This window comes from Corynebacterium sp. HMSC076G08 (assembly GCF_001811515.1).
Lineage (GTDB): Bacteria > Actinomycetota > Actinomycetes > Mycobacteriales > Mycobacteriaceae > Corynebacterium > Corynebacterium hiratae.
This window is the reverse complement of the sequence record NZ_KV805047.1, coordinates 1-26,645: the sequence shown is the minus strand read 5'-3', so window position 1 is coordinate 26,645 and position 26,645 is coordinate 1. Positions and strand designations below refer to the sequence as shown.

Here is a 26,645-nt window from a genome sequence, read left to right as displayed (position 1 = left end):
CTCCTGTGTGTCACGGGTTTTCTACGACTAACAGTATGCTACTCCGAGGCGAAAAATGGCCAAACGCTACCCGCGATTCCCGCGGCGAACAGCAGCAGGCTGAGAATATTATTGGCCAGCAAGCTACCGTCCCCGATAGCGGCACCCAGCATGAACGCGAGGAAACCCGCCACCCAAGCTAAACCGGGCAAGCCCGCGATGTAGGGATTCTCACTCCACAGCCGCGCTGTGCGGGTCAGCACCCCGTTGAACCAAAAGGCGATGAGGATGGTGATCGGAAAGGCCACGCTGGCCCCGTCGAACCATGGCACGCGGGCGGTGAGATAGACCACCTCTAAGGTCAGCGAGCAGAGTGCGCCTAAGACGAGCCACACTAGGCCCCCTACTTGCTCGCCGCGGGAGAAGTCGGTGCGGATTGCGCGCTCGCTCATTTCTCCCCCAGCAATGAATCCTGCAGCTCACCTTGGCCCAGCTGGTAGAACTCGTGGCGCAGCAGCGGCATGGTGAGCAGGTTGGACAAGGCATAGGCAGCGGGAACCTCCGCGGGATCCTTCAAGCCCGCCTGGGCGGCGTGAGGGTTGATGGTAGTGAGGGAGCCGTCGGCAAGCCAGATCTGCGTGGCGTGGGCCAGCATCGCTGCGCGCTTGGCGCTGAGAGCCGCGTCAGTGAGCTCGTAGGCCACATCGCAGCCAGCATTGGTGAAGTTATCCAGGTACTCCTTATCGGGCAGGCTCCAGCCCTCCGGAGGGGTAACAGCATCGAGGCCGCGGTAGTGCGCGGCGCGCTCAAAGACGGCCCACCAGATGCGCTGCTCAGGCGAGGCAGCCGCATGCACGGCCTTGTGCACAGCGATATGGTCGGGGTGCCCGTAACCGCCGTCCGGGCCATAGGTCAGCACTGCATGTGGACGCAGCGCGACAAGGTGGCCCCGCATCAGGTCGGCGGCCTCTTCCACGCGGTTGACCAGGGCCCGCGGATTCTCGTGAGCGGGCGAGCCTTCCATGCCGGAATCGCGGAAGTGCCCGAAACCACCCAGCTGAATACCGTCGACGCCTAAAGCGTCGAGCGCGTGCTTAAGCTCCCAGGCGCGGAACCCTCCCAGCTGGTCGGTCTCCGCGAGGCCCTGGTAGGGCTCGCCGATGATCTCGCCTTCCTCTCCCAGCGTCGCGGTAATCACCGTGACCTGTGCACCGCGCGCGGACAGGTCCGCCAACGTTCCGCCGGTAAAAAGCACCTCGTCATCTGGGTGGGCATGAACGGCCACGACACGGTAGCCGGTGAGATCCTTAGTCATCATCTTTCCTCCACTGCGGTGCGCTGATGAGGCCGGAGTCCCAGTCCTCAATGCTTTGTCCGGGGCCAACAATACCCTTGCCCAAAGCGTGGATACGCACCTCGTTGAGCAGCGGGACGAAGAGCGCTTCCTCCCTGTTGAGATGCTCTACGCGCTCCTGCGCGGTCGCGGAAACCACCTCGCCAGAGAGAATGCCCAGGGCAGTGTCGGCGGAGTTTTCCGGGCAGTACCCGGACAGCGTTGCCGCCGGGCGCGTGGGTGTCGCGCACACGAAATAGTTGGCCAGGCTGAGTGCGTCCTCGCCGTTCTCATCCCACGCCACCACAGCATCCACCTTGCCCGCCGGGAGCAGGTCGGAGGTAATCGTGGTCAAGCGTTCGGTGACGACCTCCGCGTCGATGGCCTTGGCTTGAAGCACGTCCACGATGGTGGTGGCCGCCGCCAAGGCGGTGGGGTACTGAGGATCCACGGCAATCCGCACCGGCTTGCGGCCCGCACGCTCGCGCAATGGGGCGAGCTCCGCGTGGCTATCGAAGGGATTGTTCCCAGGCTTGAGCTCCGAGGCGCGGCCGGTGGCGAGGCGGGCTAGTTGGTCGGTGTCGAGAAGCGAGGCCAACGCACGGCGTTGCGCCTGCTCATCGAGCGCTCCTTCAACCGCCGACATGTTCAGCCGCAGCTGGCGTTGCCGGGTCACCACACCGGTATTGACGTTGCTGAGCAGGCTCAAGTTCTCCAAGGTGGTCTGCTGCGGGGTGATATCAGCAAAACCGATCTGGTGCGAGCGCAGCATGTTCACCGCCTGCGCGGTATCACGCACAGCGCGCAGCTGAATGACGTCGATATTCGCGGGATCTTCTCCCCAGAACCGATCATTGCGGTTGAGGGTAATGATTCCTCGGCCGCGATCCATTCCGGCGACGAGGTAGCGCCCGGCCGAGGCGGGGATCCCGTCCGCCAGGGCCGAGGCGAAATCGCGGTCCTCCAGAAGGTGGGAGGGCACGAGGTTGGCAAAGAGCTTGTGCCAATCCTCCACGCGATGCCCGAAGTCAACGGTGACCACGCGCCCATTCCCGGAGGTCCGCACGGCTGTAATTGCCCGGTAGCCAGCCACGTCCTTCGCGCCCGGCGTGCGCATTATCTGTGACCACAGGTAGTTAAAATCGGAGCCGCTGATCGGCGTGCCATCCGACCATTGCGCCGGCCCGGCGATGGTATAGCGTACCCGCATGGCAATGCTGCCGGGGGCTTCGATCTCCTCTGCGGATTCCAGGACATCCGTATCCATCTCAGAGCCGTGGAAAGCTGAGGGAAGGACCAGCTCCGCAATCTGGTTGACCAGCTCGGAGTTGTTCGCCACCAGATGTGGGTTGAGCCCACCGCGCAGCGGGTCCACCCCAATCGCCACGGTGCTGCGCTCCGGCAGAAGGTCCTCTTCGGGTGCTACCTCAGGTGGCGGGGCCGTGGTGCTGGAATTCGTTGGCGTGGTGCTGCGATCGTTCTCATCTACCACCGGCGGCGGACCGGGGTTGGCCTGGCAGGCGGTAAGCAGGGCGGCTGCGAGGATAACGCCAAGCCGAGGCAGGAAACGGTCCACTCCACACAACCTTTACATTCCGAAAACTTTCCCTACCACTGTAGTTACCCGGGGGCGGCGCTGAGCGAACTACTTGTTGAGCTGCTTGGCGCGGGCGGCCGCGCGCTTGCGGTCGGTGGCGGACAGCTCGACCTTGCGCACGCGCAGAACGTTCGGGCCGACCTCGACGCACTCGTCGGTGCCACAGAACTCCAGCGCCTCTTCCAGGGACAGGGTCCGGGCCTTGGCGAGGGTGACGGTGGCATCCGCGGTGGCGGAGCGCATGTTGGTCAGCTTCTTTTCCTTGGTGATGTTGATATCCATATCCTCATCACGGTTATTGGCGCCGACAACCATGCCCTCGTAGGCCTCCATGCCCGGCTCCACGAAGAAATCACCGCGGTCCGCCAGCTGCTGGAGGGCGTAGGCGGTGATCTGTCCGGAACGGTCCGCCACCAGCGAGCCGGTCGGACGGGCCTTGATGTCGCCGGCCCAGACGTCAAGGCCATCGGAGATGGAGTTGGCGATGCCAGCGCCGCGGGTCTCCGTCATGAACTGGGTGCGGAAACCGATGAGACCGCGGGCGGGGACGCGGAAGACCATGCGGACCCAGTCGCCCTCGCGCACGTCCATGGACTGCATCTGCCCCTTGCGGGTGGCCAGCAGCTGGGTAATAGCGCCCTGGTGCTCGGAAGGGGAATCGATGGTGAGCATCTCATAGGGCTCCATCGTCTTTCCGTCGATGACCTGGGTGACTACCTGCGGCTTACCGACGGTCAACTCGAAGCCCTCGCGGCGCATGTTCTCGATGAGTACGGAAAGCGCCATCTCGCCGCGGCCCTGGACTTCCCAAGCGTCGGGACGCTCGGTCGGCAGCACCTTGATGGAGACGTTACCGATGAGCTCCTGGTCCAGGCGGGCCTTGACCAAGCGGGCGGTGAGCTTATCGCCGCCGCCCTGGCCTGCCATCGGGGAGGTGTTCACGCCAATGGTCATGGAGATGGCCGGCTCGTCGACCTTGATGCGCGGCAGCGGCTGCGGGTTCTCCACGTCCGCGATGGTGTCACCGATCATGATGTCGGAGATACCGGAGATCGCCACGATGTCACCGGCGATGGCCTCGGTATCCGGCTGGCGCTGGAAACCGACGGTACGCAGGAGCTCCGCCACCTTGACGGTCTTGGTGTGCATCTCCCCTTCCTCGTCGTAGTGCATCCAGGCCACCTGCTGGCCCTTCTTGAGGGTGCCCGAGTAGATACGAAGCAGGGCGATACGACCAAGGAAGTCATCGGAGTCCAGGTTGGTCACGTGTGCCTGCAGAGGGGCGTCGACCTTGGCGGAGGGCTCGGGGAGGACGTCATAAATAACGTCGAAAAGCGCCTGCAGATCATCGGCGTTCGGAACGTTGCCATTGCCTGGGTTCTCAGTGGAAGCCTTGCCCTCGCGGCCGGAGGTGTAGAGGACCGGCAGGCCCAGCAGCTCCTCGGCGGCAGCGGCTGCTTCCTCGTCCTCGAGGCCGGCGGCGATTTCCAGCAGCAGGTCCTGGGCCTCGGTGACGACCTCGTCGATGCGGGCGTCGGGGCGGTCGGTCTTATTCACGCAAATGATGACCGGCAGCTTCGCCTCCAGTGCCTTGGTGAGGACGAAGCGGGTCTGCGGGAGGGGGCCTTCGGAGGCGTCGACAAGCAGCACGACGCCGTCCACCATGGAAATGCCGCGCTCGACCTCGCCGCCGAAGTCAGCGTGGCCCGGGGTATCGATGACGTTGATGATGAGATCTCCGCCATCCTTGCCTAGGCCCTTGCGGTGGATGGCGGTATTCTTCGCCAGAATGGTGATGCCGCGCTCGCGCTCCTGATCGTTGGAGTCCATGACGCGATCCGAGTGTTCGCCATGGTCGCCGAAAGCGCCGGACTGCTCCAGCATGCCGTTGACAAGGGTGGTTTTACCGTGGTCAACGTGCGCGACGATGGCTACGTTACGGAATTCAGTATTACTCACGTGTGGGGTGCTCCTTCAAAGCATGGTGCGTTAGCGATGTGAACGGCCCTTAAATATACTCTCTAGCCCTTTGATGTGCAGCATCGCGCGCATCATCCCGCAGAGCGCTGCGGGATGTAACAGATTGGTATCAAGCACCGACATACCGCACAGTAGGGCTCTAAAAAGAGTTGACTACGCCGAAAAAGTGAATATTGTGACAGCAGATACTATTGTGGCTGATGTGATCACTGTGTAGTTTCTGTGACGTCACTTCCCCCACCCACACGCAAGGATTCTCCATGGCCTTTTCTGAACAGCACTCCACCGGTTCCGCCCGTCGCGGCGTAGCCGGACTCACTGCTGCCCTGATGGTGGGCCTGCTCAGCATCACGCCCGCGCATGCCGGCGCCCCTGATCTCTCCTCGCTGGTGAGCGTTCCTCAGAGCAGCAACCCGCTGGACAGCCTCGGCCGTCCCACCCCGGAGACGCAGGAGCGCGTTCGTGCTTTCGCGGCACAGCCATGGATCCCGCAGGAGGCCCGTAGCGCCATCCTCACCGCACTCAACTTCACCGCTGGTGAAGGCGGCGAGGGCGGCGTCGCGATGCCGGAGGGAAATAACCCCGGCTTCCGCCAGTTCTACTGGCCCACGGTCTCCGCGCAGTGCATCGGCGGGCAGGGCGATTCGGTGGGTTCCGCCATCGCCGTGCCTGGCCCGACCGAGATGCCGGCCCCAGGCGCAGGCGAAGGCGAAGCCGTCTTCCTCTTCACCGCCCTGGGCACCCCGACCGCCGCTGAAGAGCAGGGCGCCATGCGCGTTCAGTGGTTCAACCTGGACACCTTCCAGTTCGGCACCACACCCCTCTTCAACAACGGCATCAACACCGATGGGCCAACCACGGTCTCGGGCCGCGCAACGACCGGCAAGGGAACCATCGTGGCGGTTCTCTCCGGTGCGGTTAACACTGCTGAATCCTCGTGTTCCTTCCCACCTACCGCGGCTTTCCTCGAGGTGAACTAATGAGCACAGACCTGCACCCAGTCAAGCAAGAGACCTTCAATACGGCCGACAACATCAATGTCGACCCGAAAGGTTTCCAGCGCGAGGTAGACACCTACCGGGTCACCGACTTTGGCCTCTACATGGCCCGCGGCGCCAACCACCCGCGCTTCGGCTACCTCGAGTCTTGGCTGCTGCCAGAGCTCGGCCTGCGCGCCAATATCTTCCATTTCCGTGAAGGTGTGGACGTGCACCAAGACTTCTACATCGACGTTGCCGATATCGACATTGACGGGGACGTGTGGACCACCCGCGATCTCTACGTCGACTTGGTCTCCACCTCCGGCGAGCCGGTTGACGTGCTCGACATCGACGAGCTAGCCGCCGCCACCTCCAACGGCCTTATCAGCGCGGAGGAAGCCGAGCGCGCCATGGAGCGCACGCTGGCCGCCGTCGAGGGCATCACGCGCTACGGCGATGACGCCATGAATTGGTTGCGCACGCTGGGAATGGACCTTACTTGGGCAGAAAATGTGGAGCTCGTTCCTGCCGAGTAACCTAGGGTGAGTACTTCTCCCCTACCTTAAAGGATGTGAGTCATGGCCGGTGGCCTCTTTGCCCTGCTTGACGACGTCGCCCTGATCGCCCGCTCCGCTGCCTCCAGCGTCGACGACGTGGCAGCGTTGGCCGGCAAAACCTCGGCGAAAGCCGCTGGAGTCGTCGTCGATGACGCCGCTGTCACGCCTCAATATGTCCAGGGCGTCAAGCCGCAGCGTGAGCTGCCCATGATTTGGCGCATCACCAAGGGCTCGCTCATCAACAAGCTCGTCATCATCCTGCCGATTGCGCTCATTCTGTCGTGGATCGCGCCGTGGGCGCTCACCCCTATCCTCATGTGCGGAGGTACGTACCTGTGCTTCGAGGGGGCGGAGAAGATCTTCCATGCTGTCCTTCACCGCGGTGAGAAGGACGAAAAGACCGTGGAAGAAAAGGGCCCCGATGCCGAGGACTCCCTGGTGAAATCCGCTATCACCACCGACCTCATCCTGTCGGCCGAAATCATGGTGATCTCCCTCAACGAGGTCATTGATCAGCCCTTCTGGCTGCGCCTCGGTGCCCTGGTCACCGTCGGCGTGCTTCTCACTTTGGGTGTCTATGGCGCCGTCGGGCTTCTAGTCAAGATGGATGACATCGGCGTCGCCCTGCTCAAGCGTCACGATGGTGACTCTGCCCTGGGTACCGCATTGGTCAAGGGAATGCCTATCGTGCTCAAGATCATCGGCATTATCGGCACCGCCGCCATGCTGTGGGTCGGCGGCCACATCGTGGTCAAGGGTCTGAGCGAGTTCGGCGCCGAGCAACCCTATGGCTTCATCCACCACGTCACCGAAAGCATCGGCAACGGCGCACTCGCCTGGACGGCAGATACTGCCTTGTCCATGCTGTGTGGTTTTATTCTGGGCGCAGTCATCGTCTCCATTGTCATGGCGGTCAAGGCCACCGCGGAGCGCGTGAAATAAACCTTAGATAAACATCGCGAGCGAAACAGCCATCACCGCCATACCGGCTATCAGCCCGTAGATGGCGCAGTGGTGTTCGCCGGTCTCCTCTGCCGTGGGCAGAAGCTCATCCAAGGAGATGAACACCATGATGCCGGCGATGACGGCAAAGCTGATGCCGAACGTCATCGGGCCGATAAATGGCATCAGCAGCGCGAAGCCAATGAGAGCGCCGAGGGCTCGGCCAAGCCAGATAGCGTGGCCCACCAGAAGGCCCTCTTCCGCGAGCCCGTCGCGCTGCGCAGGGGCACTGCGACCGCAATGCCCTCGGGGATGTTGTGGATGGCGATAGCCACGGCGACGGGGATGGCGATCTCCGGGGCTTCGAGGCCTGAGAGAAACGTGGCAAAGCCTTCCGGGAAGTTGTGGATAGCCAGCGCGAAGGCGGTGAACATGCCGGTCTTCATCAGCCGTTTGCGCCGCGCGTCCTCCTCGGTGGTGGCCGGCTCGTGCGGGTTAATCTCCTCGGGCACAAGGCGGTCAATGATGGCAATGATCGCAATACCCGCGAAGAATGCCGCCATCATCGTCCAGGTGGCGCGCGCTTCGTCCCCGAGGGTGCTTTCTAGCTTCTTCAGGGCCTCCGGCAGGATTTCCATGAAGGAGACGTAGAGCATCACACCTGCGGACAGGCCCAGGGCAGCGGCCATGAACTTCGGGCCAGGTTCTCTCTTGCCTACGGCGAGGGCGCCTCCGATGGACGTCGACAAGCCAGACAGCAACACAAGGCTGAAAGCGAACGCGATGGTGGCTAAGTCCATAGTGGCAAACTATAGCGTGTCTAACCCGGCCTCTGCGTAAGCTTGAAAGAAGTCCATCGCATCCCATCTGACTCTTGAGGTGACTGTCGCAACCATGGCGCTATATCCGCTGGCTCCGTCTTACTTTGGTGTTGAGCACGTCGCGATTCTCGAGCATCTTAGCCTCGGCACCGCGCTGAGCATCCCGGGGTTGGCGCAGCAGCCTGCGCTCGTCGACGTGTCCTTGCTCCCCGACCCCACCACGGGAGGCTGGCGTGTGCGCTCGGATTTCGGTTTTCTGGGCGCGCTCGATGGCGAGGAGTCCTCCGGGTATCAGGCGCTCAATCGTCTGCGCACTGCGGCGATGACTCCAACGACGCAAGCCACCGTCGAGATTGTTGATGGCGAGGTGGAGGTCGCCGTTGCCCTGGGACTCGACCCGTGGATGATTCCCGCAAACAATCAGCCGGCGGGTACTGCCCTGCTCAGCGGTGGGTACGGCGCCCTCGTTCGTGTCGCGGAAGGTGAGCTCACCGCGCACCAGGTGCGCGAGATGGGAACCGAGCAGCTTATCGTGACGCTTGCGCTTCTCGACGACACCGTCCTCGCCACCCACGACAACCTCGTCCTCGGACCGTGCGCGGAGCTCTCCGATACCCCGGCACTGGCCGCCGCGTTCGCAGCTGCCTCCCAGTCCGGTGCTTCCCTGGCCGCCCGGGCTTATGCTGCAGGGGGCCGCATCGCCGTGGACCTTCCCCTCGACCCCGCTGACCCTGCCGAGCTCTTCGCCCCCGCGGTCCCACCGCTGCCACTCGACTCGGACAAGCCCGCCATCCCGCCAGCGCTCGACCCCGACGCAGACTGGGAGTTCACCACACCTGCAGATCCCCTCGCTTCGCCGCTGCCCACCGGCTCGCGCGCCTTCACGTCCCCCAAAGGCACCTTTTGACTGGCACCTTATGCACTTACGCTAATTCATTGACCTGGGATTTCTCCGAAAACCGCCCGCAAATGGTGCCTTTACTTTGGTTCCTTTGCCCCTGTTGGTCGGCCGCGACCTGGCTGCTAAACCCACCTCTCGCGTAGGGTCTTATTTACGCTAGCTCACCGTTTCAGAAGCTCAGGAACTCATCATGCCCAGCAAACAACACAACAATCGCAGAAATCGATCCTCTACAGGCTCTAAAGCTGACGAAGTTAATGCTTCGAAGAAACGCTATGCGCAGAGGATGGAGCACCTTGCCACCCGACAAGAGCGCTATGCCGATCGCGATTTTGCGATCTGGGCCGAAGACTCCTGGGGAAGCGATGATCCTGACCTAGGCAGCCGCCATTCAGTCCGCTCTGCTTCTGGCGGACGCCCCCAGTCCAATCGCTCTCGCTATTAACCGCTGAATTTAAGCCGCCCCGAGGGGCCGGATGCCATCGATTTCATCAGCGACGGCATCCTCAGCCACCTCCAATTCATAACGGCTTTGCAGGTTGAGCCAATACTGCGGTTCGATTCCGAAGTACTTTCCTAGCCGAAGAGCGGTATCTGCGGTGATTCCACGCTTGCCGTGAACAATCTCATTAATCTTCCGCAGCGGGACGCCAATTTCTACAGCCAGTTGGTGTTGGGTAATCCCAAAAGCTTCGATGAAATCTTCATTAAGCACTTCGCCGGGGTGAATCGGCGGATAAAGCTTAGTACTCATAACCGTCCTTAGTGATAGTCCTCGATAACAACGTCCGCTGGGCCGGCCTCGGTCCAGCGGAAGGTGATCTTCCACTGCTGATTGACTCGGATACTGAATGTTCCTTTCCGGTCACCTTTCAAAGCTTCGAGGCGGTTGCCCGGTGGAATACGTAAGGAGTTCAGCGAAACAGCAGCATCGAGCTGATGGAGTTTTCTATTAGCAGTTTTGTGGATTCTCGAATCAATCCGCGGCGACGCTTCGCGTAACCAGACAAGCTCGGTATCACGGTTACCGAAAGACTGGATCATGGGTTCACCCTACAAAACATAACGGAGACCGTCAATGACGGTCACCGCTAAGCCAATGAAGACACTTGCGCCTTCAAAGTTTTCTCAATGGCCACCAAAGGCACCTTTTAACTGGCACCTTATGCACTTACGCTAATTCATTGACCTGGGGTTTATCCGAAAACCGGCGACAAATGGTGCCTTTACTTTGGTTCCTTTGCCCCTGGCCCGAATGCGAAGCGCTTGCCGTCGACTAGGCGGGTCGCGCCGGTGGCATCGAGGTGCTCGAAGAGCGGGATGGCAACCCGGCGCGTCGTCCCCAGGGCTTGGCGCGCCTCCGAGAGGGTGAAAGGCTGTTCCAACGTAGAGACAACTTCGAGTGCCTCGCGAGGAGCGGAAGGCAAAAGCACAACGCCTTTGTCTAACCGGAGCACACGCCCGGCGCGCTCGGCAGCGGCGAGCTCTTTGGGGCCCAGCCCCAATTCCTTAAGTTCTTCTGCCTCCGGGGCGGCGAAAGGCTCGGCGTACAGGCGTTGCTCGAGCTCAGCTACTCCCCTCTCCGCGGGGCCCAGGTCGACGGACTGACCGGGCACGCGCAGCACGCCATCGACCGATTCGAGCTTGGCTGCCGCTACTGCTAGGCCCAGCAGGGCCGGCTCTGACAGGTTCAGCGCGTCCATGGCCGCTGCTTTCGTCAGTCCTGGGGATAGCGGGTTGGCTGCCCTGTGTTCGTCGACCGCACGCAGAAGTGCGTCCTTCCACGCGGTCACCTGTCGTGCGGCAATCCACCACTGAGCGAACTCGATGACTCCGGCAGGCTTTTCCTCCACCGAGAAGCCATCGCGCACGAGCTCTTCACGTGCAGCGTAGCCGCAGCGCTTGAGCCACTCGGACGGGTTGGTTGCTTCTAAAACTTCTAGCTCAGCTGCGCGCTTCTTCGCATCACCACGTCTGCTCAGCTCAGCCGGGTGCACGTCCACGACCTCAAAGCCCGCCGCCACGTGCCGCCCGCCGGGGCTGCGCACCACAAACCGATCGAGCAGCGTGAGTGGTAACGGGCGTTCGAGAGTCAACCGGGCATGGTCACCGCCTAAAGGCCGCAGACGGGCACCAACGCCCGCGGTGCCGATGTGCACCACGAGGTTCTGGGGAAGCTCAGCCATCTCAGTGCCAAAGATACGGCGAATATCCACGGTATCGAGCACCCGCCAATGCCCTGGGCTCAGCAGTGCATCCCCACGATGAACCTCATCCGCGGCCACCCCACGGAGGTTGAGCGCTACACGCGTAACCGGACCAGCGCTGTCCACCGACGTGTTTTCACTGTGCACTCCGCGCACCGTCACGAGTTGCCCGCCAAGCTCCATCTCATCCCCCACCGAGACAGTCCCCGCCGCCAGCGTTCCCGTCACCACGGTGCCAGCACCCTTCACGCTGAAGGCGCGATCGACCCACAACCGCACGCGTGCTTGGCAATCCGGCGCGGGCATAGCGGCGAGCACCTGGTCTAACTCGGCGCGAAGCTTTTCGACGCCCTCGCCGGTCTTTGCGGAGACTTCGACCACGGGAGCGTCGGCAAGCGCTGTTTTCGCCAGCTCTGCCTTGACCTGCGCGGTGACCTCAGCGCGGCGGGCAGCGTCTGCCTTATCCGCGCGGGTCAGCGCGACCACACCGTGCTCGATTCCCAGAGCGCGCAATGCATCGCGGTGGTCAGCGGACTGCGCTTGCCAGCCTTCATCGGCCGCCACGACAAAGAGCACCACCGGCGCGGGCCCCACCCCGGCCAGCATGTTGCCCAGGAACTTCTCGTGTCCCGGCACATCGACAAAAGCCACGTCGGCGCCGGAGTCGAGCTTCGTCCACACGAACCCCAAGTCGATGGTCAAACCGCGCCGCTTCTCTTCCTCCCAGCGGTCCGGTTCCATTCCCGTCAGGGCTTTGACCAGGCTCGACTTTCCGTGATCCACATGCCCGGCGGTCGCCACAACGTACACCTACATCACCGCCTGAATCGCAGCAATAAGCTCCGCATCCTGCGCCTCCGGCACGCAGCGCACATCCACCAGGCAGCGTCCCTGGTTCACGCGTGCCACCACAGGAGGCTCGCCCAACCGCAGTGGACGCGCCAGCTCCTCTGGCAACGCCACAGCCCAGCCCGGCAGCGGTACCTCGGGCGCCCCGCCGCCGCCCACACGCCCGGCATGCTCGACAACCTCGCCGCCCACCGCCGCGGCGACCTTCTCGGTACGCTCGCGATGACGTTTAGCGTCAGTGTGCAGCGCATCCTGCACGGCGTTGGAGGGAGTGGCAAGGGAGGCCTCGAGCGCGTTAAGCCGCAGCTTGTCGATGCGCACCGCCCTCGCCAGCGGATGTTTCTTACACGCGGCGATCGCTTCCTTCTTTCCCACAAGCACGCCGGCTTGCGGTCCGCCGAGGAGCTTATCCCCCGAGAAGAGCACTACGTCCGCGCCATCCCGAAGAGCCTCGCTGGCGGAGGGTTCCTCAGGAAGCACCTCATCGGGTGCGAGCAACCCTGAGCCGATATCCACGATGAGCGGCAGATCTGTGAGTCTGCGCAGGGCTGCAACCGACACAGAAGACGTAAACCCACTGATCAAGAAGTTCGAGGGATGCACCTTGAGAATCGCCCCGGTGTTCTCCCCGAGCGCCCGCTCGTAGTCCGCCACGTGGGTGCGGTTCGTCGCGCCCACCTCCCGCAGCCGTGTGGCCGTGGACTCGATGAGCTCCGGCAGACGGAAGCCCGCACCAATCTCAATAAGTTCGCCGCGGGAAATGATGACCTCCTTGTCCGGGGCCAAGGCGGCGGTCGCCAGCAACAGCGCGGATGCCCCATTGTTGACCACCAGTGCATCCTCCGCGCCGGGGCAGGCAGCCAAGACAGCGTCGACCGCGCCACGGCCCCTATCCCGTGAGCGCAGGCCGCTGTCCAAGTCCATCTCGACGTCCGTGTAGCCAGCTGCTGCCACGAGCGCATCTACCGCTGCCGGCGGCAAAGGGGCGCGGCCCAGGTTCGTGTGGATGATCACGCCCGTGGCGTTAATGACGCGGCGCAAGGAATAGGGCTGCGCTGCTTCCAGTCTGTCGGCCAGCTCCTCTTGAATGCGGGTGGGGTCGAGGGAGCCGGAGCGGGCGTCGGCAAGCACGGCGTCGATGATCGCGCGGACCGAATGCGGCGCCAATCGTTGGTGGGCGTCCTGCACCGCTGGGTACTGGAGGATCTCATCCATCTTCGGGATGAAGCGGCGGGGGTCAGTCATCAAAGTTCCTCCTAGCTGCGCTAATGGCGGAGACGGACAGGAATCGAACCTGCCAGACCGAGATGCTCGGCCTCACCGGTTTTGAAGACCGGGGCGCCCACCAGGACACGTACGCCTCCGTCTGCTCACCATACACGCGGCTAGAATAACCCCCATGTCTGACATCACACTTACCTCCTTTGCCGCCGGTGGCGGCTGCGCCTGCAAGATCCCCCCGGGAGAGCTCGAATCCGCCGTCGCGGGCCTCGTGGGCACCGCGGACCCCAACGTGCTGGTCGGGCTTGACGACGGCGACGATGCCGCCGCCGTGCGCATCCCAAACGGCCTCGCGGTCATCTCCACCGCGGACTTCTTCACCCCGATGATCAACGACCCCTATGACTGGGGCCGGGTGGCGGCAGCCAATGCGCTTTCCGACGTCTACGCCATGGGCGGCACTCCCATCACCGCCATCAACCTCGTGGGCTGGCCGCGCGAGAAGCTCGGTCTTGATGTATTGCGCGAAGTCCTGCGCGGTGGCATGGATGTGGCCAGCGAGGCGGGGATATCCATTACTGGTGGACACTCCATCACTGCCCCGGAGCCCACGTATGGTTTGGCTGCCACGGGCATCGTCCACCCCGACAAGATTATGCGCAACGACGCCGCCGAGGCGGGCCTGCCCATCACGCTGACCAAACCAATCGGTGTGGGCATCCTCAATAACAAGCACAAGGCCACCGGTGAAGTCTCCCAGGCCGCGGTGGATTCCATGACCACGCTCAACCGCGACGCTGCCGCGGCCGCCGTAGCCGCGGGCGTGCGCGCGGCCACGGACGTCACTGGCTTCGGGCTTCTGGGCCACCTCTACAAGATGTGCCGCGCCTCCGGTATTGGTGCGGAGCTGGATTTTTCCGCTGTTCCTGCGGTGGACGGCGCCATGGAGGCCCTGTCGGAGGGCTTCATCCCGGGCGGCTCGCGCCGCAACCTGGATTGGGTCCGCCCCCACCTCGACTCAGACTTGAGCGAAGAGGACTTGATCTTCCTCGCCGATGCCCAAACCTCGGGTGGCCTGCTGGTCATCGGCGAGGTTCCTGGCTATCCGGTCATTGGGCGCACCGTGACGGGTGAGGCGCGCATTACTATCCGCTAGTCACCGTCGAGTGCGTGAGGCCTTCTGTCTGGCGGCGGGCCTCAGCACGGCGCTTCTGCGGGCCGATGCTTGTCGACGGATCTTTCACCGCCTCCAACCCCGCATTGAGCACGCCGAAACGAGTGCAGGCAGAACCCGCCAGAAGCGCCAGGCCGGAGACCACCGACACCGCGCGCGACTTTGTGACCGACGCGATTGCGGTTCCCACCCCGCCCGCGGCAATGAGCGCCTCGGAGGCCTTCATGAGTTTCCCGGGTGTGCCTTCGTGCAGCGGGCGCAGAGGCTCTGGCTCCATGTTCGCTTCCATGACACGGGTCGCGGCCAGATCGGTCGCCGCGGCAGTGATACCGAGTACTCGTGCCGCGCCAGCATTCTCCACCGGGGTAAAGACCATGGCGGCACCCGACGCCGCAGCCGAAGCCGAGGACACGAACACATAAGGCAGATGCTTCTTCGCGTCATTCCACGTCGGGTTTGACGTGTTGGCCAACAGCACCGCCGTGTAGCCCGCCAGCGGGCCACCAAGCACGCCGGCGACAGCGCCTGCTGGACCCGCCGCCGTATCGAGGAGGCGGCGAAGCGACTTCGGCAGCACACCGCCGACCAGTTCGTCCGCTTCCTCGACCGCCGGCAGGGCCGCGGCGGAAGCGAAGCTGCCCAGGATCCACGAGCCGATGGACATCGGCGAGGTCACCTTGAAGACGCGGAACATGTTGAGCAGGCGCTCTGGGCGGCCGAGGTCGAGCACCAAAAAGACCGACCCTACCGATGCCGCGGAGAAAGCCGTCATCCGCGTCGAGCGTTTCAGCGGTGCGTTCCCAGTGGCCTGGGCACCGGCGGCCAACATCGCAGAACCGCCGGCCACGCCGCCGAGGAAGAGATAGCCGCCGATGGGCCACTCCCACGGCGGGGCCTTGACTACGGGCTTGCCGTAATACGAGGAAAACTCGAAGTCCTCCGCCATACGCTCTTCTTTGGAGCCGTCCTGCGCGCCAGCGCCGACTCTTCCACGCCGGCGCTTCTTGCCGCCGCCTCGCCTGCGCCTAGGCTCCTGCGGCGGGCGGTACTCATCAAACTCGCTCACTTGCGGCCTCCCAACATGAATGCCCCGGCCACGGCCAGCGCCATTCCTCCGATAGCTTTCGCTGCGGTCTTGTACATCTGCGGCAAATCCGCCGTGGGCACGCGCGGATCCGGCGGCAGCCCGTAGACCTCTGGGGAATCGAGCAACAGGAAGATGGACCCGGTTCCGCCGACCCCATCCTGGGAATTAGCGCCATAGAGACGAGCCTCCGTCAGGCCCTGCTCGTGGAGGACGCGGACGCGCTCCTTCGCGGCAGCGAGCATCTCCTCGTAAGGGCCAAACTGGATGGAATCCGTCGGACACGTCTTGGCGCACGCGGGCTGCTCGCCGATCTTGAGGCGGTCATAACACATGGTGCACTTCTGAGCCACGCCCAAATTCTTGATCGGCATCGCCTGCCCCGGAATATGGTCAGGCCCTTGGGGTTTCAGCTGCTTCAGCTTTGCCAGCACGTTCACACCCGCGTGGTCAGGGACCTCATAATCCACGGTGGCGGTCTTGTCCGCCTTCAGCGTCACGCCGCCGTCATCGCGGCGCTCAATGACGCCGAAGGGGCAACCGGCCACGCACGTACCACAGCCATTGCACACGTCGTCCTGCACCACGACGGTGCCGAACTCGGAGCGAAAGAGCGCGCCCGTCGGGCACACGTCCAAGCATCCAGCATTGGTGCAGTGCTTGCACACGTCGGAGGACATGAGCCAGCGAAAATCATCGGTATCTGGGGTGACGCTCGGTGCGGACACCGTGGGCAGGCCCAGCGAGACAAGTTTGCGCCCGTCCTCGCGTGCCTGCTCAATACGCTCGTTGTTTTGCTCGATGAAAGCCACGTGGCGCCACGTATTCGCGCCTAGCCCACCGGTGTTGTCATAGGAATTACCGGTGACCGCATAACCCTCCACCGGGTTGCGATTCCATTCCTTGCACGCCACCTCGCAGGCCTTGCAGCCGATACATACCGAGGTATCGGTAAAGAACGCCATGCGCTGATAGGACCCATAGCCATGCCGATCAGCCTTTTCGGTGAAAAGATTAGCCATTAGTCCTCCTTAGCTTTCTTTGCCTTCATAGTCTGCTTCGTTGCCAGCTGTGGAATCATCACCAGTGTTTTCTGCAGAAGCAGTGTTCTCTTCCGTGCTGAAAGCGTCTGAGACATCGAGGATCCGGTTACCCGAATCTACAGTGAGGTGCGCCCGCTCTTGGTATTCGCGCAACAGCTTGACGCGTGCTTCGCCACGCGGACGGCGGCCCGGCTGGATATCGCATGCCCCCACCTTGGAGTTCTGGATGAACACGTTCGGCTCTAGGGTCAGGCCCAACAAGTCGTTGGCGCCATCGCCGGCCACCTCGGTGGTCTCCGATTCTCCGTAGTGATACGGCAAGCCGATCTGGTGGAAGTCCTCACCATTGATGGTGAGCATCTCCATGCGGTCCGTCACCAAAACCTGAGCCTCGATGACGCCGCGCGGGGACACGATGGTGGCCCACTCGCCGTTGACCAATCCACGCTTGGCGGCCAGTTCCTTGTCCACCTCGCAGAAGAGCCCCGGCTGCAACTCCGCCAAGTAAGGCAGGCGGCGTGACATCGCGCCCGAGGTGTACATCTCCGTCAGACGGTAGGTGGAGAAGACAAACGGGAACACGTCCTCGCCCCGCTCCCCTGGCTCGGGGCGGGAAAGGTTGTCCGCGCGTTTGATAGTCAGGCGCGTCGGCGATTGCTGCTGCTTGTACAGCGCGTTGTGCACCGGCGATTCCTGGGGCTCGTAATGGGTCGGAAGAGGACCGTCGGACAGCCCCTTCGGCGCGAACAGCCAACCCAAGCCATCCGGCTGCATAATGAAGGGATCATCACCGTCCAGGGCGTCGGGGCCGACGGCGTCGACAGGCGCGACGTAGTCCGGGCGCTTGGTCACCGGGAAGTCCGGGACATCATCGCCGACCCACTTGCCCTGGTCCTCGTCCCACCAAATGTACTTCTTGCGCTCCGACCACGGAGTGCCATCCGGCTTGGCGGAGGCGCGGTTATACAGAATGCGGCGGTTGGCCGGCCAGACCCAACCCCAGTCGAGTGCTACTTCATTCTGCTCCGAACCCGGAACCTTCTTCGCGGCATGGTTGATACCGTCCTTGTACACGCCGGTGTAGATCCAGCAGCCGCCGGAGGTGGAACCGTCGGCCCGCATCTCCGTAAAGGCCGGCAAAAGCTGGCCCTTCTTAGGCCCATCAAGGTAGTAGCCGTTGATCTCACGCAGAATCTCATCCGAGCTTGGATCGCCGTGCTCATCCTCGGTGTAGTCCCAGGTGACAGACTTGATCGGCAGATCGCGCGGATCAGTTGAATCCGCGAGGCGCGCCCGAATCTTCTTGCCCAGCTGGTAGAAGAACCAGGCCTCACTGCGGGCCTGGCCCGGCGGCGGAGTCGCCTGGAAGCGCCACTGCACCATGCGCTGAGTCTGGGTAAAGGTTCCGGACTTCTCCACGTGCGTTGCCGCCGGCATGAGGAAGACCTCGGTGGCAATCTCCTCGGTCTTGAGCTCGCCGTTCTTGACTTCCGGCGAATCCTTCCAGAAACTTGCCGTTTCAATCTCCTGGAAATCGCGGACAACCAGCCACTTCAGCGAGGCGAGCCCGCGGCGCTGCATGCCGCCGTTGGACTGCGCCACCGCCGGGTTCTGGCCAAAGACAAAGTAGCCTTCCACCTCCTTGCGCAGCATGGCCAACAAGGTCTCATACGTCGAGTGCGCACCGGACAGGCGCGGCATGAGGTCAAAACCCCAGTTATTTTCCTTGGTTGCGGCGTCGCCCCAGTAGGACTTCATGAGCGAGACCGCGTAGTTCTCACCCAGCTGCCAGAAACCCTTCTGGTCTTCCTGCCGGAAGGAATCCAGGTAATCTTCCCAGGTCTCCTGATCCGCGTGCGGCATGGGCAGGTAGCCCGGCAGCGAGTTAAAGAGGGTCGGAATATCGGTCGATCCCTGAATCGAGGCGTGCCCGCGCAAAGCCATGATCCCCGAGCCAGGTCGGCCCACGTTGCCCATGAGCAGCTGCAGGATCGCCGCGGTACGGATGAACTGTGCACCCAGGGTGTGCTGGGTAAAGCCCAGCGCGTAGGCGAAGCACGTAGTGCGCTCCGGGGTGGAGTTCTGCGCAATCGAGTCCGCCAAGTAGTAGAAGTCCTCCGGCGAAATGCCACAGGTCTCTTCCACCATCTCCGGGGTGTAGCGCGAGTAGTGGCGCTTGAGAATCTGGAAGACCGTATTCGGATCCTCCAGCGTCATGTCCTTCTCCACGTTCCACGAGGAGCCCTCAGGCTTTCGCACGTACTGCCACGAGTCCGTGACGTACTTGCCTTTCTCCGCGTCGTACCCGGAGAACAAGCCCTCCAAATCCTCGGTGTCCTGGAAATCCGGCGAGATGATCGACGCCGCGTTCGTGTAATTCACCACGTAATCGTGGAAATACAGGTCATTATCCAGCACGTACTTGATAATCGCGCCGAGCAGCACCACGTCGGTACCACCCCGAATGCCGATGTGACGGTTCGCAAAGGCAGACGTACGTGTGTAGCGCGGATCCACGTGGATAATGCGCGCACCACGCTTCTTGGCTTCCACGACCCATTGGAATCCCACGGGGTGGCATTCCGCCATATTAGAACCCTCGATGACGATGCAGTCCGCATTCGCCATATCCTGCAGCGGTTGGGTTGCGCCGCCGCGGCCAAACGACGTTCCTAGACTAGGAACAGTGGCGGAGTGTCATATGCGCGCCTGGTTCTCCACCTGGATCGCGCCGGTGGCGGTAAACAGTTTCTTAATGAGGTAGTTCTCCTCATTATCTAGCGTCGCACCACCCAGGCCCGCAATGCCCATGGTGCGGTTGAGACGACGCCCGTGCTTATCGACGTCCTCCCAGTGCCTCGCGCGTGCCTCCACGAAACGGTCCGCGATCATATCCATCGCGGTTTCTTCATCGAGCTCCTGCCATTCGGTGGCATAGGGCGCTCGGTACTTGATCGTGGTGATGCGGGTCGAGGAATTAATGAGCTGCTCAGACGCAGAGCCCTTAGGGCACAAACGACCGCGGGAAATCGGGGAATCCGGGTCGCCCTCGATTTGGATGACGCGGTCATCTTTGACATAAACGCGCTGAGAACAACCCACTGCACAGTAGGGGCAGACCGACTGGACGACGCGATCCGCGTCAACGGTGCGTCCGCGCAGGTCTTCACTCTTAGCCGACTGCGTGGACACGTCGCGGCCGAAGGCATCCTTGTTCCGGATTTGGCGCACAACGGGCCAATTCAGTGGGCTAAAACGTGACATGATTCAAACCTACTGGCTTGGCCTTGCGTTTTCCACCCTGTTCAAGACCAGAAAATACTGAACAAACCCAAAACGCGAAAAGCTGGAGCTTTGCAGCTCCAGCCTCTTAGCCCTTAACCGAGATTACTTGCGGGTCTCGGTGATGCCGTCGGTATCGATTTGCTCCTTGCGCAGATCCTCGGTGTGGGTCTCGGTGTCCTTGATGGTCTCCTTGGAAAGGTTAACCTTCTCCACCGGGACGGTCTTCTTCTCTACATTCACGCGCTCTTCGTGCAGGGTAACGGAGGCTTCCTCCGCGCCGTTATCACCGATGGTGCCGGTGTAGTTGGCAGCGTCAGCCTCGGAAATCGGGGTGCGCTCGACGCGAACCTCTTCGCGCTCAACCGGAACCTCGACGGTCTCGGTATCGGTCACGACGTACTTGCGCAGGCGCGCCTCGCCGGTGGCCACGCGCTCCTTGTTGACGTCCAAGCGCTCCTCGGAGCGGATAACCTCGCCCTCGTTGTTGGTGACGCTATTGTCGGAGACAGCGGCGCGCTCGGTCTCATCCTTAGCGTGTGCACCTGCACCAGCACCGGCAACACCAGCGCCAGCTACGCCAGCACCGGCAACGCCAGCGCGCTCATCACGCTCGTCACGGTAGGTGGTTACGTCCTGTGCGTTCTCGAGGTCGTAGTGCTTGAAGATGTCCGCCTGCGCCTCAGGAGTCAGCGGCTTATCGGAGTCAAAATCCGGCGCGTTCTCGATGCGGTCCTTAGAGAAAGCCAGCTTGAGCTCATCACCGGTGAAATCGTGACCACGGAGCGGAACCAAGCTGGAGCTCATACCGAACAGACCGTGGTTGACCTCAACGAAAGTCGGCTGACCGGACTGCTCGTCGACGAAGACCTCCTTGACGGAGCCCAGCTTCTCGCCGGCCTTGTCGTATGCGGTTGCGTTAAACAGATCCTTGATGTTCTTACCCATTGTTTCTCTAAACCTTTCTACATTTGGTCTATATCTCGATGGCAAACGATAGCTTTCATCTCTACCCCCATAAATCCCAGGGGATTGGGGGACGATTTGCTATTTCGTTTGCGTTGACCCCCACCATACGGACGACACAACAATGCGCCACCGCCGCATCCCCTTCTTTTGTCAAAATCGCGCGTAGCCGCAGGTCATATTAGCTATAACGATTAGATTACAGCCTTTTTGAGCACTTCAAACGCCTGCCAGCCCAGCCCTACATTTCCTCCCCATATTCTAGAACGAAACATTAACGCACTAACTTGCGCCCGCAACGTAGCACCCAACAGCAACCCTCTACGTGACCCCTTACTACTTCCATAGACACAACCAACAAACATTAGCTACCCCCATCCCAACTTTCGGATTCATTAAATGGTCTACTCCCCCAATCGTCACACCGCCATACCTGAGTACCCTGAACACCATGAACCAAACTGAACACTTCGAGCTCAAAGTCCCCGGCGGCAAACTACTCGTCGTCGATCTCGATATTGACGCCGACAGCACCGTTACCGCAGCCAAGGTCTCTGGCGATTTCTTCCTCGAACCGGAAGAGGCCTACGAGGCACTAGCCCCAGCGCTGGTCGGCATCACTACTGCCACAAGCACCGAGGACATCCAATCCCGCCTCGATGCCGCCCTGGCGCGAATCGATTCACCCGTAGCTCTCCACGGATTCGACACCCACCACCTAGCTGTCACGGTCAAGCGCGCGCTGTCAGGCGGCACCGATTTCACCGACCACAGCTGGGAGATCCTGCGTCCTGGGGTTCTACCTACCCCAGTAAACGTTGCCCTCGATGAAGTCCTCCTCAACGAAGTCGCGGAAGGAAAGCGCGGGCCCACGCTCCGCTTCTGGGAATGGGAGGACCGCGCCGTCGTCTTCGGTTCCTACCAGTCCTATGCCAACGAGTTGGACCAGGAGGGCGTCGACAAGCACGGCATCATTCCAATACGCCGAATCTCCGGTGGCGGTGCGATGTTCATGGAGGGCGGCAACTGCGTGACCTATTCCCTGTACGCCCCGGACTCGCTCGTGGCCGGCTATTCCTACGAGGCCAGCTACGAGTACCTAGACCAATGGGTACTCGCGGCGCTGAGCAAGCTTGGCGTCAACGCCTGGTACGTGCCGATTAATGACATCACCTCGGACGGCGGAAAGATTGGCGGTGCCGCGCAAAAGCGCCGCAAAGGTGCGGTGCTCCACCACACCACGATGAGCTATGACATCGATGCAGACAAGATGATGGAAGTCTTGCGCATCGGCAAGGTCAAGGTGTCTTCCAAGGGCCTAGCCAGCGCAAAGAAGCGCGTGGACCCGCTGCGCCGCCAAACCGGCGTGCCCCGCGAGGAAATCATCGAGACCATGGCACGCGAGTTCGCTACCCGCTACGGCGCCGTCGACGCCGAGCTTTCCGACGACTCCCTAGCCGCCGCCCGCCACCTCGTCGACACCAAATTCCTCAACGACGAGTGGACCAAGCGCATCCCATAATTTGCGGGGGAATTTCTGGGCAGCGTACGGTGTTACATGTTCTAATGAACCGATCGGTATGACTTTACCGAACCAAATGGTCCATTTCTATACAACACTGTCTAGAAGGAAAATCTCGTGTCCGACACTTCCTCCCGCGCATCCTCGCGCACGCTGCCCTCGTGGGCCACCGGCTTTGGAGCCCAAGTCATCGCCGGCCTCATTATCGGCCTCATTCTCGGCTTCATCGCCTCCGGCATGGAGTCCTCGTGGCTCTCCGATACCTTGTCCGGCGTCGGCGGCGCGTACGTCCAATTGCTCAAAGTAATGGTCCCGCCGCTCATCTTCGCGGCCGTCGTCACCTCGGTTGCCAACCTGCGCAAGGTGGCTAACGCCGCCTCGCTGGCAATCTCCACCCTCGTATGGTTCGCCATTACGGCCTTCTTCTCCGTCTTGGCCGGCATTCTCGTTGCCCTCGTGATGAAGCCCGGAGTGGGCACAACTGTCGACGCCTCCACCGCCGCCGATCCTTCCAACGTTGGGTCCTGGACCGCCTTCCTCCAGCAACTCGTCCCCGCCAACTTCTTTGGACTCAAGGCTTCCCTGAGTGATGGCGAAGTCTCCCTCAGCTTCGGCGCCCTTCAGCTCCTTGTCATTTCTTTGGCTCTGGGCATCGCAGCGGTCAAGGCTGGCAAGGCAGCCGATCCCTTCCTGCGCTTTACCGAATCCTTCCTCAAGGTCATCCAGGTGGTTCTCTGGTGGATCATCCGTCTCGCCCCGATTGGCACCGCCGCCCTCATCGGTAAAGCCGTGTCTACCTACGGCTGGGATGCGCTGAGCTCCTTGGGCAAGTTCGTCCTCGCGATGTATGTCGGGCTCGCCCTTGTCATTGTTGTGGTCTACCCTGCCGTCCTCGCATTCAACCGCATTCCAATCATTGGCTTCTACAAGCGCGTATGGCCAGTATTCTCCCTCGGTTTCGTCACCCGTTCTTCTATGGGAGTCATGCCGGTTACCCAGCGCTTTACGGAGAGGGCTATGGGTGTGCCTCGCGAATACGCCTCCTTCGCCATCCCGCTCGGCGCTACCACGAAGATGGACGGCTGCGCTTCCGTCTACCCGGCTATCGCCGCCATCTTCATTGCGCAGTTCTACGGAATTGACCTTTCCCCGACCCAATACCTTCTCATCATCTTCGTTTCCGTCATTGGTTCCGCAGCTACTGCCGGCACGACAGGCGCCACCGTTATGTTGACACTGACGCTCTCCACACTGGGTCTCCCGCTGGCAGGCGTCGGCCTCTTGCTCGCCATCGAGCCCATCATCGATATGGGCCGCACCGCCGTCAATGTCACCGGTCAGGCTCTGTGCGCCACGATCGTCGCCAAGCGCGCCGGCATCCAAGACCGAGCAACCTGGGACGCTGCCGAGGGTGGCGTCAATGACATCATGAACGCTGACGAGAACGAGCGGGAAAGCGTGAACGTTTAGGAATTAAGTGACGTGGAGCACATATAGTTTCTGTACGGTGGAAGCTATGTCCACGTCAACCCAAGCACCACCAGGCCCCGATTCCACACAACACCACAGCGCTATCAAAGCGTCCTTCATAGGAACCTTCATCGAATGGTTTGACTATGCGGCCTACATTTATATGTCGGCCATTATCTCCCGAGTCTTCTTCCCGGAGATGGAAGGGCGCCGCGCGCTCATCATGACATTCGCACTCTTTGCGCTTTCTTTCCTCGTCCGCCCGCTCGGCGGAATAGTGTGGGGACACTTTGGTGACAAACACGGACGAATTCAAACCCTGACGGTATCGATCACGATGATGTCACTAGCGACAGCCGTGATCGGCTTCCTCCCCAGCTACGAAACCATCGGATTCGCCGCCACCCTGCTGCTTCTACTTTCGCGCATGGTCCAAGGTTTCTCCGCGGCTGGCGAATATGCCGGTGCAGCCACGCACCTCGCAGAAATCGCCCCGACGCATAAGCGGGGCATTTACGCCGCAATCGTTCCTTCCGCCACAGCATCCGGCCTGCTATTGGGCTCCCTCATTGCGGCTTTACTCACCGGCGTACTCGACGACGATGCTCTCGTTTCTTGGGGTTGGCGCGTCCCCTTCCTCATCGCACTACCTCTGGGCCTCTACGGCCTGTGGATTCGCCGCAACGCCGATGAGTCTTCCCGCTTTGAGAATCAAGATGACACGGAAGAATCCCCTCTTCGCGAGGTCATCAAATATCCCAAGGCCCTGGCAATAGCCTTCTCGGGCGCGGTTCTCAACGCCATTGGCTTCTACGTCATCCTGACCTATCTACCCACCTACCTCTCCCAGGAGCTGGGCATGGCGGAGACACCTGCCTTCATTGCGTCGTCGGTCGCTTCCGCGTTCTATATCGGCTTCGCACTTCTCACCGGCCTGCTTTCGGACCGCCTGGGACGCCGCACCACCATGCTGTGTGCTGCACTTTTCATGGGCCTCTTCATCGTCCCTGCCTTCATGCTCCTAGACGGCGCTGGGATTCTCCTGGTCATCATCATCCAGGTGTGCCTGGGCGGCGTGCTTGCGCTTAACGACGGCGTCCTCCCCTCCTTCCTCTCCGAACAGTTCCCCACCCATGTTCGCCTTTCCGGCTTTGCACTCACCTTCAACACAGCTAACGCTGTCTTCGGCGGCACAGCGCCCATGATCGCCACCTGGCTTATTGACAAAACAGACAACCAACTCGCCCCGGCGTATTACCTTGTTGCCGCTGCGATTATCACCGGCGGAGGCGTTCTCTTCGCCTCCAAGCGGAATCGCCTAAAAGAGATCTAACCCACCGCCTCACTCTCCCCCTCCTGGTAGTAACTTCCATCAACGACCCACACTTGAGCTTCAGGCAGCGTCAATCGCCCGACCGCTAGCGATCCGAATTGTCGTTTCAGACGACGAGCAGGGCCGCACGAATTGACTTCCGGCCTGATGCCGCTGTACCAACCTGTCCTGATAGGCGGGCGCCTCGTTTGCCAGAAGATGGGCAAGGTTCCCTCTCCCCCTTGCTTTTTGGGAGTCCTCGGCCAGCTACGGGATCGTGCCTGGCCGGTCCTCGGTCGAGTTATTGTCCGGAGTTGGTGTGCAGCAGTCGGGTTCCCCGCTTTGCCCGGGGCCCTCGCCTGTGGGCGGCGTTCCCTGTCTGATGCGCAGTCTCCTGCGCCGGTTGAGGGCGGCCAATGCCGATGCGAGCACCACGGCTGCGGCGAGGGCTGCGATCAGGGTGCTGTTGTCGCTGATCCAGGCGCTGGCGGCGGCTGACCATACGGCGAGGCTGTTGGCCTGTGCGGTTCCGCCGGTGGCGGCGGGATACCAATACCAGCTGAGGTAGGCGCCGGTTATGGTGAGGATGAAGGCGGCGATGCGGTTGCTGTGCTTGGCCAGGCCGGTGATTCTTCGCCCGAGGGCGGCCCCGGCGATGGCCGTGCCTGCCGAAACGAGCATCAGGACAGTGGCCGAGCCTGCGGCGTAGGCGGCGAAGACCGCGAGCAGCCCGGCGTAGCTGGCGACGGCCTGGGCTTGGGCGATCACGGCCAGGAGCACCCCGAGGGTGCAGCCGAGGGATGCTGCGGCGTATCCGATCCCGAAGGCCACCATGCGCCCGGTTTTGTGACCTGCCCCTGCGGCTTCTTGTGTGCGGGGTTTCGTGGCCCAGGCCGGCAGACGGAGCCGTGGTGTGAGTCCGGTGAGCATGGCCAGGCCCAGCAGGAGAAGGATCACCCCGGTGGCCATTCCCAGCCAGGGCGCTGCGCTGATCAGGGTCCTGGCGCCCGCGCTGACGATCAGCCCGAAGGCTGCCAGGGTCCCGGCGAAGCCGAGGCTGAGCGCGAGCCCGGCCCGAAGCCCGTGGGCCAGACGCAGCGCGAGCGGGCGCGTCCGGGCGTCCCCGATGGTCTGGGCTATCCAGGCGGGCAGGAGGGCGAAACCGCAGGGATTGACCGGGGCAATCATTCCAGCGGCGAAGGCCAGGGCAAGCAGGGCTGTCATTGGGCACCGGCCTTGGTGAGTTCTTCTTGGATCTTTTCCGCAGACGGGTCGGTGGCCCGGAAGGTAACGTCGCCCTTCGCGTCGACCACCACCAGGGTGCTTATGGAGGTGACCTTGTACTGGGTGGTCAGTGTGGCCTCGGTGTCGATGACGGCAGGGAGCTCAAGGGGACCTGACCCCTGTTAGGTAGACACCTGATAT

At 62.1% G+C, this 26,645-nt stretch carries 21 protein-coding genes, 1 tRNA gene and 1 pseudogene; 8 read left to right on the top strand and 15 right to left on the bottom strand.

Annotated elements, in window-relative coordinates:
* Positions 1 to 38: 38 nt before the first annotated feature.
* From HMPREF2806_RS06040 to typA, 4 genes are all read right to left on the bottom strand, one after another.
* A complete protein-coding gene (locus HMPREF2806_RS06040; RefSeq protein ID WP_049154368.1) occupies positions 39 to 431 on the bottom strand; it encodes a hypothetical protein in 393 nt (130 codons plus the stop codon).
* Positions 428 to 1,297, bottom strand: a complete 870-nt coding sequence (locus tag HMPREF2806_RS06035; protein WP_070509618.1) for a PIG-L family deacetylase — start codon at positions 1,295 to 1,297, stop codon at positions 428 to 430. Before HMPREF2806_RS06035 ends, HMPREF2806_RS06040 begins: the two co-directional genes overlap by 4 nt.
* Entirely contained in the window at positions 1,287 to 2,888 is a 1,602-nt protein-coding gene (locus HMPREF2806_RS06030; RefSeq protein ID WP_070516802.1) for an ABC transporter family substrate-binding protein, read from the bottom strand. The genes HMPREF2806_RS06035 and HMPREF2806_RS06030 overlap by 11 nt, the downstream gene beginning before the upstream one ends.
* A 69-nt stretch (positions 2,889 to 2,957) precedes the next feature.
* The gene (gene typA / locus HMPREF2806_RS06025) at positions 2,958 to 4,868 is read right to left on the bottom strand and encodes a translational GTPase TypA (RefSeq protein WP_046648270.1); all 1,911 of its coding nucleotides are present in this window, start codon (positions 4,866 to 4,868) and stop codon (positions 2,958 to 2,960) included.
* Positions 4,869 to 5,149: 281 nt separating this feature from the next.
* On the opposite strand from typA, the gene HMPREF2806_RS06020 reads away from it, so the two are divergent.
* The 3 genes from HMPREF2806_RS06020 to HMPREF2806_RS06010 are packed head-to-tail and all read left to right on the top strand — an operon-like array spanning position 5,150 to position 7,368.
* Complete coding sequence (locus tag HMPREF2806_RS06020) at positions 5,150 to 5,869, top strand: Rv1157c family protein (RefSeq protein WP_070516801.1); 720 nt, start codon at positions 5,150 to 5,152, stop codon at positions 5,867 to 5,869.
* Positions 5,869 to 6,405 carry a ribonuclease FAU-1 family protein gene (locus HMPREF2806_RS06015; protein ID WP_070516799.1) on the top strand — a complete coding sequence of 179 codons (537 nt, stop codon included), beginning with the start codon at positions 5,869 to 5,871 and terminating at the stop codon, positions 6,403 to 6,405. Before HMPREF2806_RS06020 ends, HMPREF2806_RS06015 begins: the two co-directional genes overlap by 1 nt.
* Positions 6,406 to 6,447: 42 nt before the next feature.
* Entirely contained in the window at positions 6,448 to 7,368 is a 921-nt protein-coding gene (locus HMPREF2806_RS06010; RefSeq protein ID WP_070516797.1) for a DUF808 domain-containing protein, read from the top strand.
* A gap of 3 nt (positions 7,369 to 7,371) precedes the next feature.
* Here the strand turns inward: HMPREF2806_RS06010 and zupT are convergent.
* Positions 7,372 to 8,168: pseudogene (gene zupT, locus HMPREF2806_RS06005) on the bottom strand (zinc transporter ZupT).
* A 79-nt stretch (positions 8,169 to 8,247) separates the two neighbouring features.
* Between zupT and HMPREF2806_RS06000 the strand changes: the two are divergent.
* Positions 8,248 to 9,096: a hypothetical protein gene (locus tag HMPREF2806_RS06000; RefSeq protein ID WP_232745309.1), complete on the top strand. Its 849-nt coding sequence runs from the start codon at positions 8,248 to 8,250 to the stop codon at positions 9,094 to 9,096.
* A gap of 448 nt (positions 9,097 to 9,544) precedes the next feature.
* Here the strand turns inward: HMPREF2806_RS06000 and HMPREF2806_RS05995 are convergent, their stop codons facing one another.
* The 5 genes from HMPREF2806_RS05995 to HMPREF2806_RS05975 all read right to left on the bottom strand — a co-directional run bounded on the left by HMPREF2806_RS05995 (position 9,545) and on the right by HMPREF2806_RS05975 (position 13,510).
* A complete protein-coding gene (locus tag HMPREF2806_RS05995) occupies positions 9,545 to 9,844 on the bottom strand; it encodes a HigA family addiction module antitoxin (protein ID WP_049156400.1) in 300 nt (99 codons plus the stop codon).
* 8 nt (positions 9,845 to 9,852) lie between these two features.
* Positions 9,853 to 10,134 (bottom strand): type II toxin-antitoxin system RelE/ParE family toxin, encoded by a 282-nt coding sequence (locus tag HMPREF2806_RS05990; RefSeq protein WP_070516795.1) that lies wholly within the window; start codon positions 10,132 to 10,134, stop codon positions 9,853 to 9,855.
* A 182-nt stretch (positions 10,135 to 10,316) separates the two neighbouring features.
* Positions 10,317 to 12,107: a selenocysteine-specific translation elongation factor gene (gene selB / locus HMPREF2806_RS05985; RefSeq protein ID WP_070516793.1), complete on the bottom strand. Its 1,791-nt coding sequence runs from the start codon at positions 12,105 to 12,107 to the stop codon at positions 10,317 to 10,319.
* Positions 12,108 to 13,391: an L-seryl-tRNA(Sec) selenium transferase gene (gene selA, locus HMPREF2806_RS05980; RefSeq protein WP_187357583.1), complete on the bottom strand. Its 1,284-nt coding sequence runs from the start codon at positions 13,389 to 13,391 to the stop codon at positions 12,108 to 12,110.
* A 24-nt stretch (positions 13,392 to 13,415) separates the two neighbouring features.
* Positions 13,416 to 13,510, bottom strand: a tRNA-Sec gene (locus tag HMPREF2806_RS05975).
* Positions 13,511 to 13,545: 35 nt separating this feature from the next.
* Between HMPREF2806_RS05975 and selD the strand changes: the two genes are divergently transcribed.
* Entirely contained in the window at positions 13,546 to 14,523 is a 978-nt protein-coding gene (gene selD / locus HMPREF2806_RS05970; RefSeq protein WP_070516789.1) for a selenide, water dikinase SelD, read from the top strand.
* On the opposite strand, the gene nrfD is transcribed toward selD, so the two are convergent.
* The 4 genes from nrfD to HMPREF2806_RS05945 all read right to left on the bottom strand — a co-directional run bounded on the left by nrfD (position 14,513) and on the right by HMPREF2806_RS05945 (position 20,898).
* A complete protein-coding gene (gene nrfD / locus HMPREF2806_RS05965) occupies positions 14,513 to 15,607 on the bottom strand; it encodes an NrfD/PsrC family molybdoenzyme membrane anchor subunit (RefSeq protein ID WP_070516788.1) in 1,095 nt (364 codons plus the stop codon). The two genes, selD and nrfD, sit on opposite strands and share 11 nt — an antisense overlap.
* The gene (locus HMPREF2806_RS05960) at positions 15,604 to 16,647 is read right to left on the bottom strand and encodes a 4Fe-4S dicluster domain-containing protein (RefSeq protein WP_070509603.1); all 1,044 of its coding nucleotides are present in this window, start codon (positions 16,645 to 16,647) and stop codon (positions 15,604 to 15,606) included. The genes nrfD and HMPREF2806_RS05960 overlap by 4 nt, the downstream gene beginning before the upstream one ends.
* Before the next feature lie 9 nt (positions 16,648 to 16,656).
* Positions 16,657 to 19,932, bottom strand: coding sequence for a formate dehydrogenase-N subunit alpha (gene fdnG / locus HMPREF2806_RS05955; RefSeq protein WP_232745308.1), 3,276 nt, complete (start codon positions 19,930 to 19,932; stop codon positions 16,657 to 16,659).
* Positions 19,933 to 20,055: 123 nt separating this feature from the next.
* Positions 20,056 to 20,898, bottom strand: a complete 843-nt coding sequence (locus tag HMPREF2806_RS05945) for a PRC and DUF2382 domain-containing protein (protein ID WP_070516786.1) — start codon at positions 20,896 to 20,898, stop codon at positions 20,056 to 20,058.
* 469 nt (positions 20,899 to 21,367) lie between these two features.
* Between HMPREF2806_RS05945 and HMPREF2806_RS05940 the strand changes: the two genes are divergently transcribed.
* From HMPREF2806_RS05940 to HMPREF2806_RS05930, 3 genes are all read left to right on the top strand, one after another.
* On the top strand, positions 21,368 to 22,438 hold the full coding sequence (locus tag HMPREF2806_RS05940; RefSeq protein WP_070516784.1) for a lipoate--protein ligase family protein: 1,071 nt from the start codon (positions 21,368 to 21,370) through the stop codon (positions 22,436 to 22,438).
* Positions 22,439 to 22,555: 117 nt separating this feature from the next.
* Entirely contained in the window at positions 22,556 to 23,908 is a 1,353-nt protein-coding gene (locus HMPREF2806_RS05935; RefSeq protein WP_070516782.1) for a dicarboxylate/amino acid:cation symporter, read from the top strand.
* A 46-nt stretch (positions 23,909 to 23,954) separates the two neighbouring features.
* Positions 23,955 to 25,241, top strand: coding sequence for an MFS transporter (locus HMPREF2806_RS05930; protein ID WP_070516839.1), 1,287 nt, complete (start codon positions 23,955 to 23,957; stop codon positions 25,239 to 25,241).
* Between the two features lie 246 nt (positions 25,242 to 25,487).
* Here the strand turns inward: HMPREF2806_RS05930 and HMPREF2806_RS05925 are convergent, their stop codons facing one another.
* Positions 25,488 to 26,444, bottom strand: a complete 957-nt coding sequence (locus HMPREF2806_RS05925) for a cytochrome c biogenesis CcdA family protein (RefSeq protein ID WP_005326045.1) — start codon at positions 26,442 to 26,444, stop codon at positions 25,488 to 25,490.
* Positions 26,445 to 26,645 lie beyond the last annotated feature (201 nt).

Coding starts and splice junctions, on each gene's coding strand:
- HMPREF2806_RS05990 (WP_070516795.1), bottom strand. CDS start 10,134: ATGATCCAGTCTTTCGGTAACCGTGATACCGAGCTTGTCTGGTTACGC.
- HMPREF2806_RS06020 (WP_070516801.1), top strand. CDS start 5,150: ATGGCCTTTTCTGAACAGCACTCCACCGGTTCCGCCCGTCGCGGCGTA.
- selA (WP_187357583.1), bottom strand. CDS start 13,391: ATGACTGACCCCCGCCGCTTCATCCCGAAGATGGATGAGATCCTCCAG.
- HMPREF2806_RS05995 (WP_049156400.1), bottom strand. CDS start 9,844: ATGAGTACTAAGCTTTATCCGCCGATTCACCCCGGCGAAGTGCTTAAT.
- HMPREF2806_RS05925 (WP_005326045.1), bottom strand. CDS start 26,444: ATGACAGCCCTGCTTGCCCTGGCCTTCGCCGCTGGAATGATTGCCCCG.
- HMPREF2806_RS05960 (WP_070509603.1), bottom strand. CDS start 16,647: ATGGCTAATCTTTTCACCGAAAAGGCTGATCGGCATGGCTATGGGTCC.
- HMPREF2806_RS05930 (WP_070516839.1), top strand. CDS start 23,955: ATGTCCACGTCAACCCAAGCACCACCAGGCCCCGATTCCACACAACAC.
- HMPREF2806_RS06015 (WP_070516799.1), top strand. CDS start 5,869: ATGAGCACAGACCTGCACCCAGTCAAGCAAGAGACCTTCAATACGGCC.
- HMPREF2806_RS05940 (WP_070516784.1), top strand. CDS start 21,368: ATGAACCAAACTGAACACTTCGAGCTCAAAGTCCCCGGCGGCAAACTA.
- HMPREF2806_RS06035 (WP_070509618.1), bottom strand. CDS start 1,297: ATGATGACTAAGGATCTCACCGGCTACCGTGTCGTGGCCGTTCATGCC.
- selD (WP_070516789.1), top strand. CDS start 13,546: ATGTCTGACATCACACTTACCTCCTTTGCCGCCGGTGGCGGCTGCGCC.
- HMPREF2806_RS06010 (WP_070516797.1), top strand. CDS start 6,448: ATGGCCGGTGGCCTCTTTGCCCTGCTTGACGACGTCGCCCTGATCGCC.
- HMPREF2806_RS05945 (WP_070516786.1), bottom strand. CDS start 20,898: ATGGGTAAGAACATCAAGGATCTGTTTAACGCAACCGCATACGACAAG.
- HMPREF2806_RS06040 (WP_049154368.1), bottom strand. CDS start 431: ATGAGCGAGCGCGCAATCCGCACCGACTTCTCCCGCGGCGAGCAAGTA.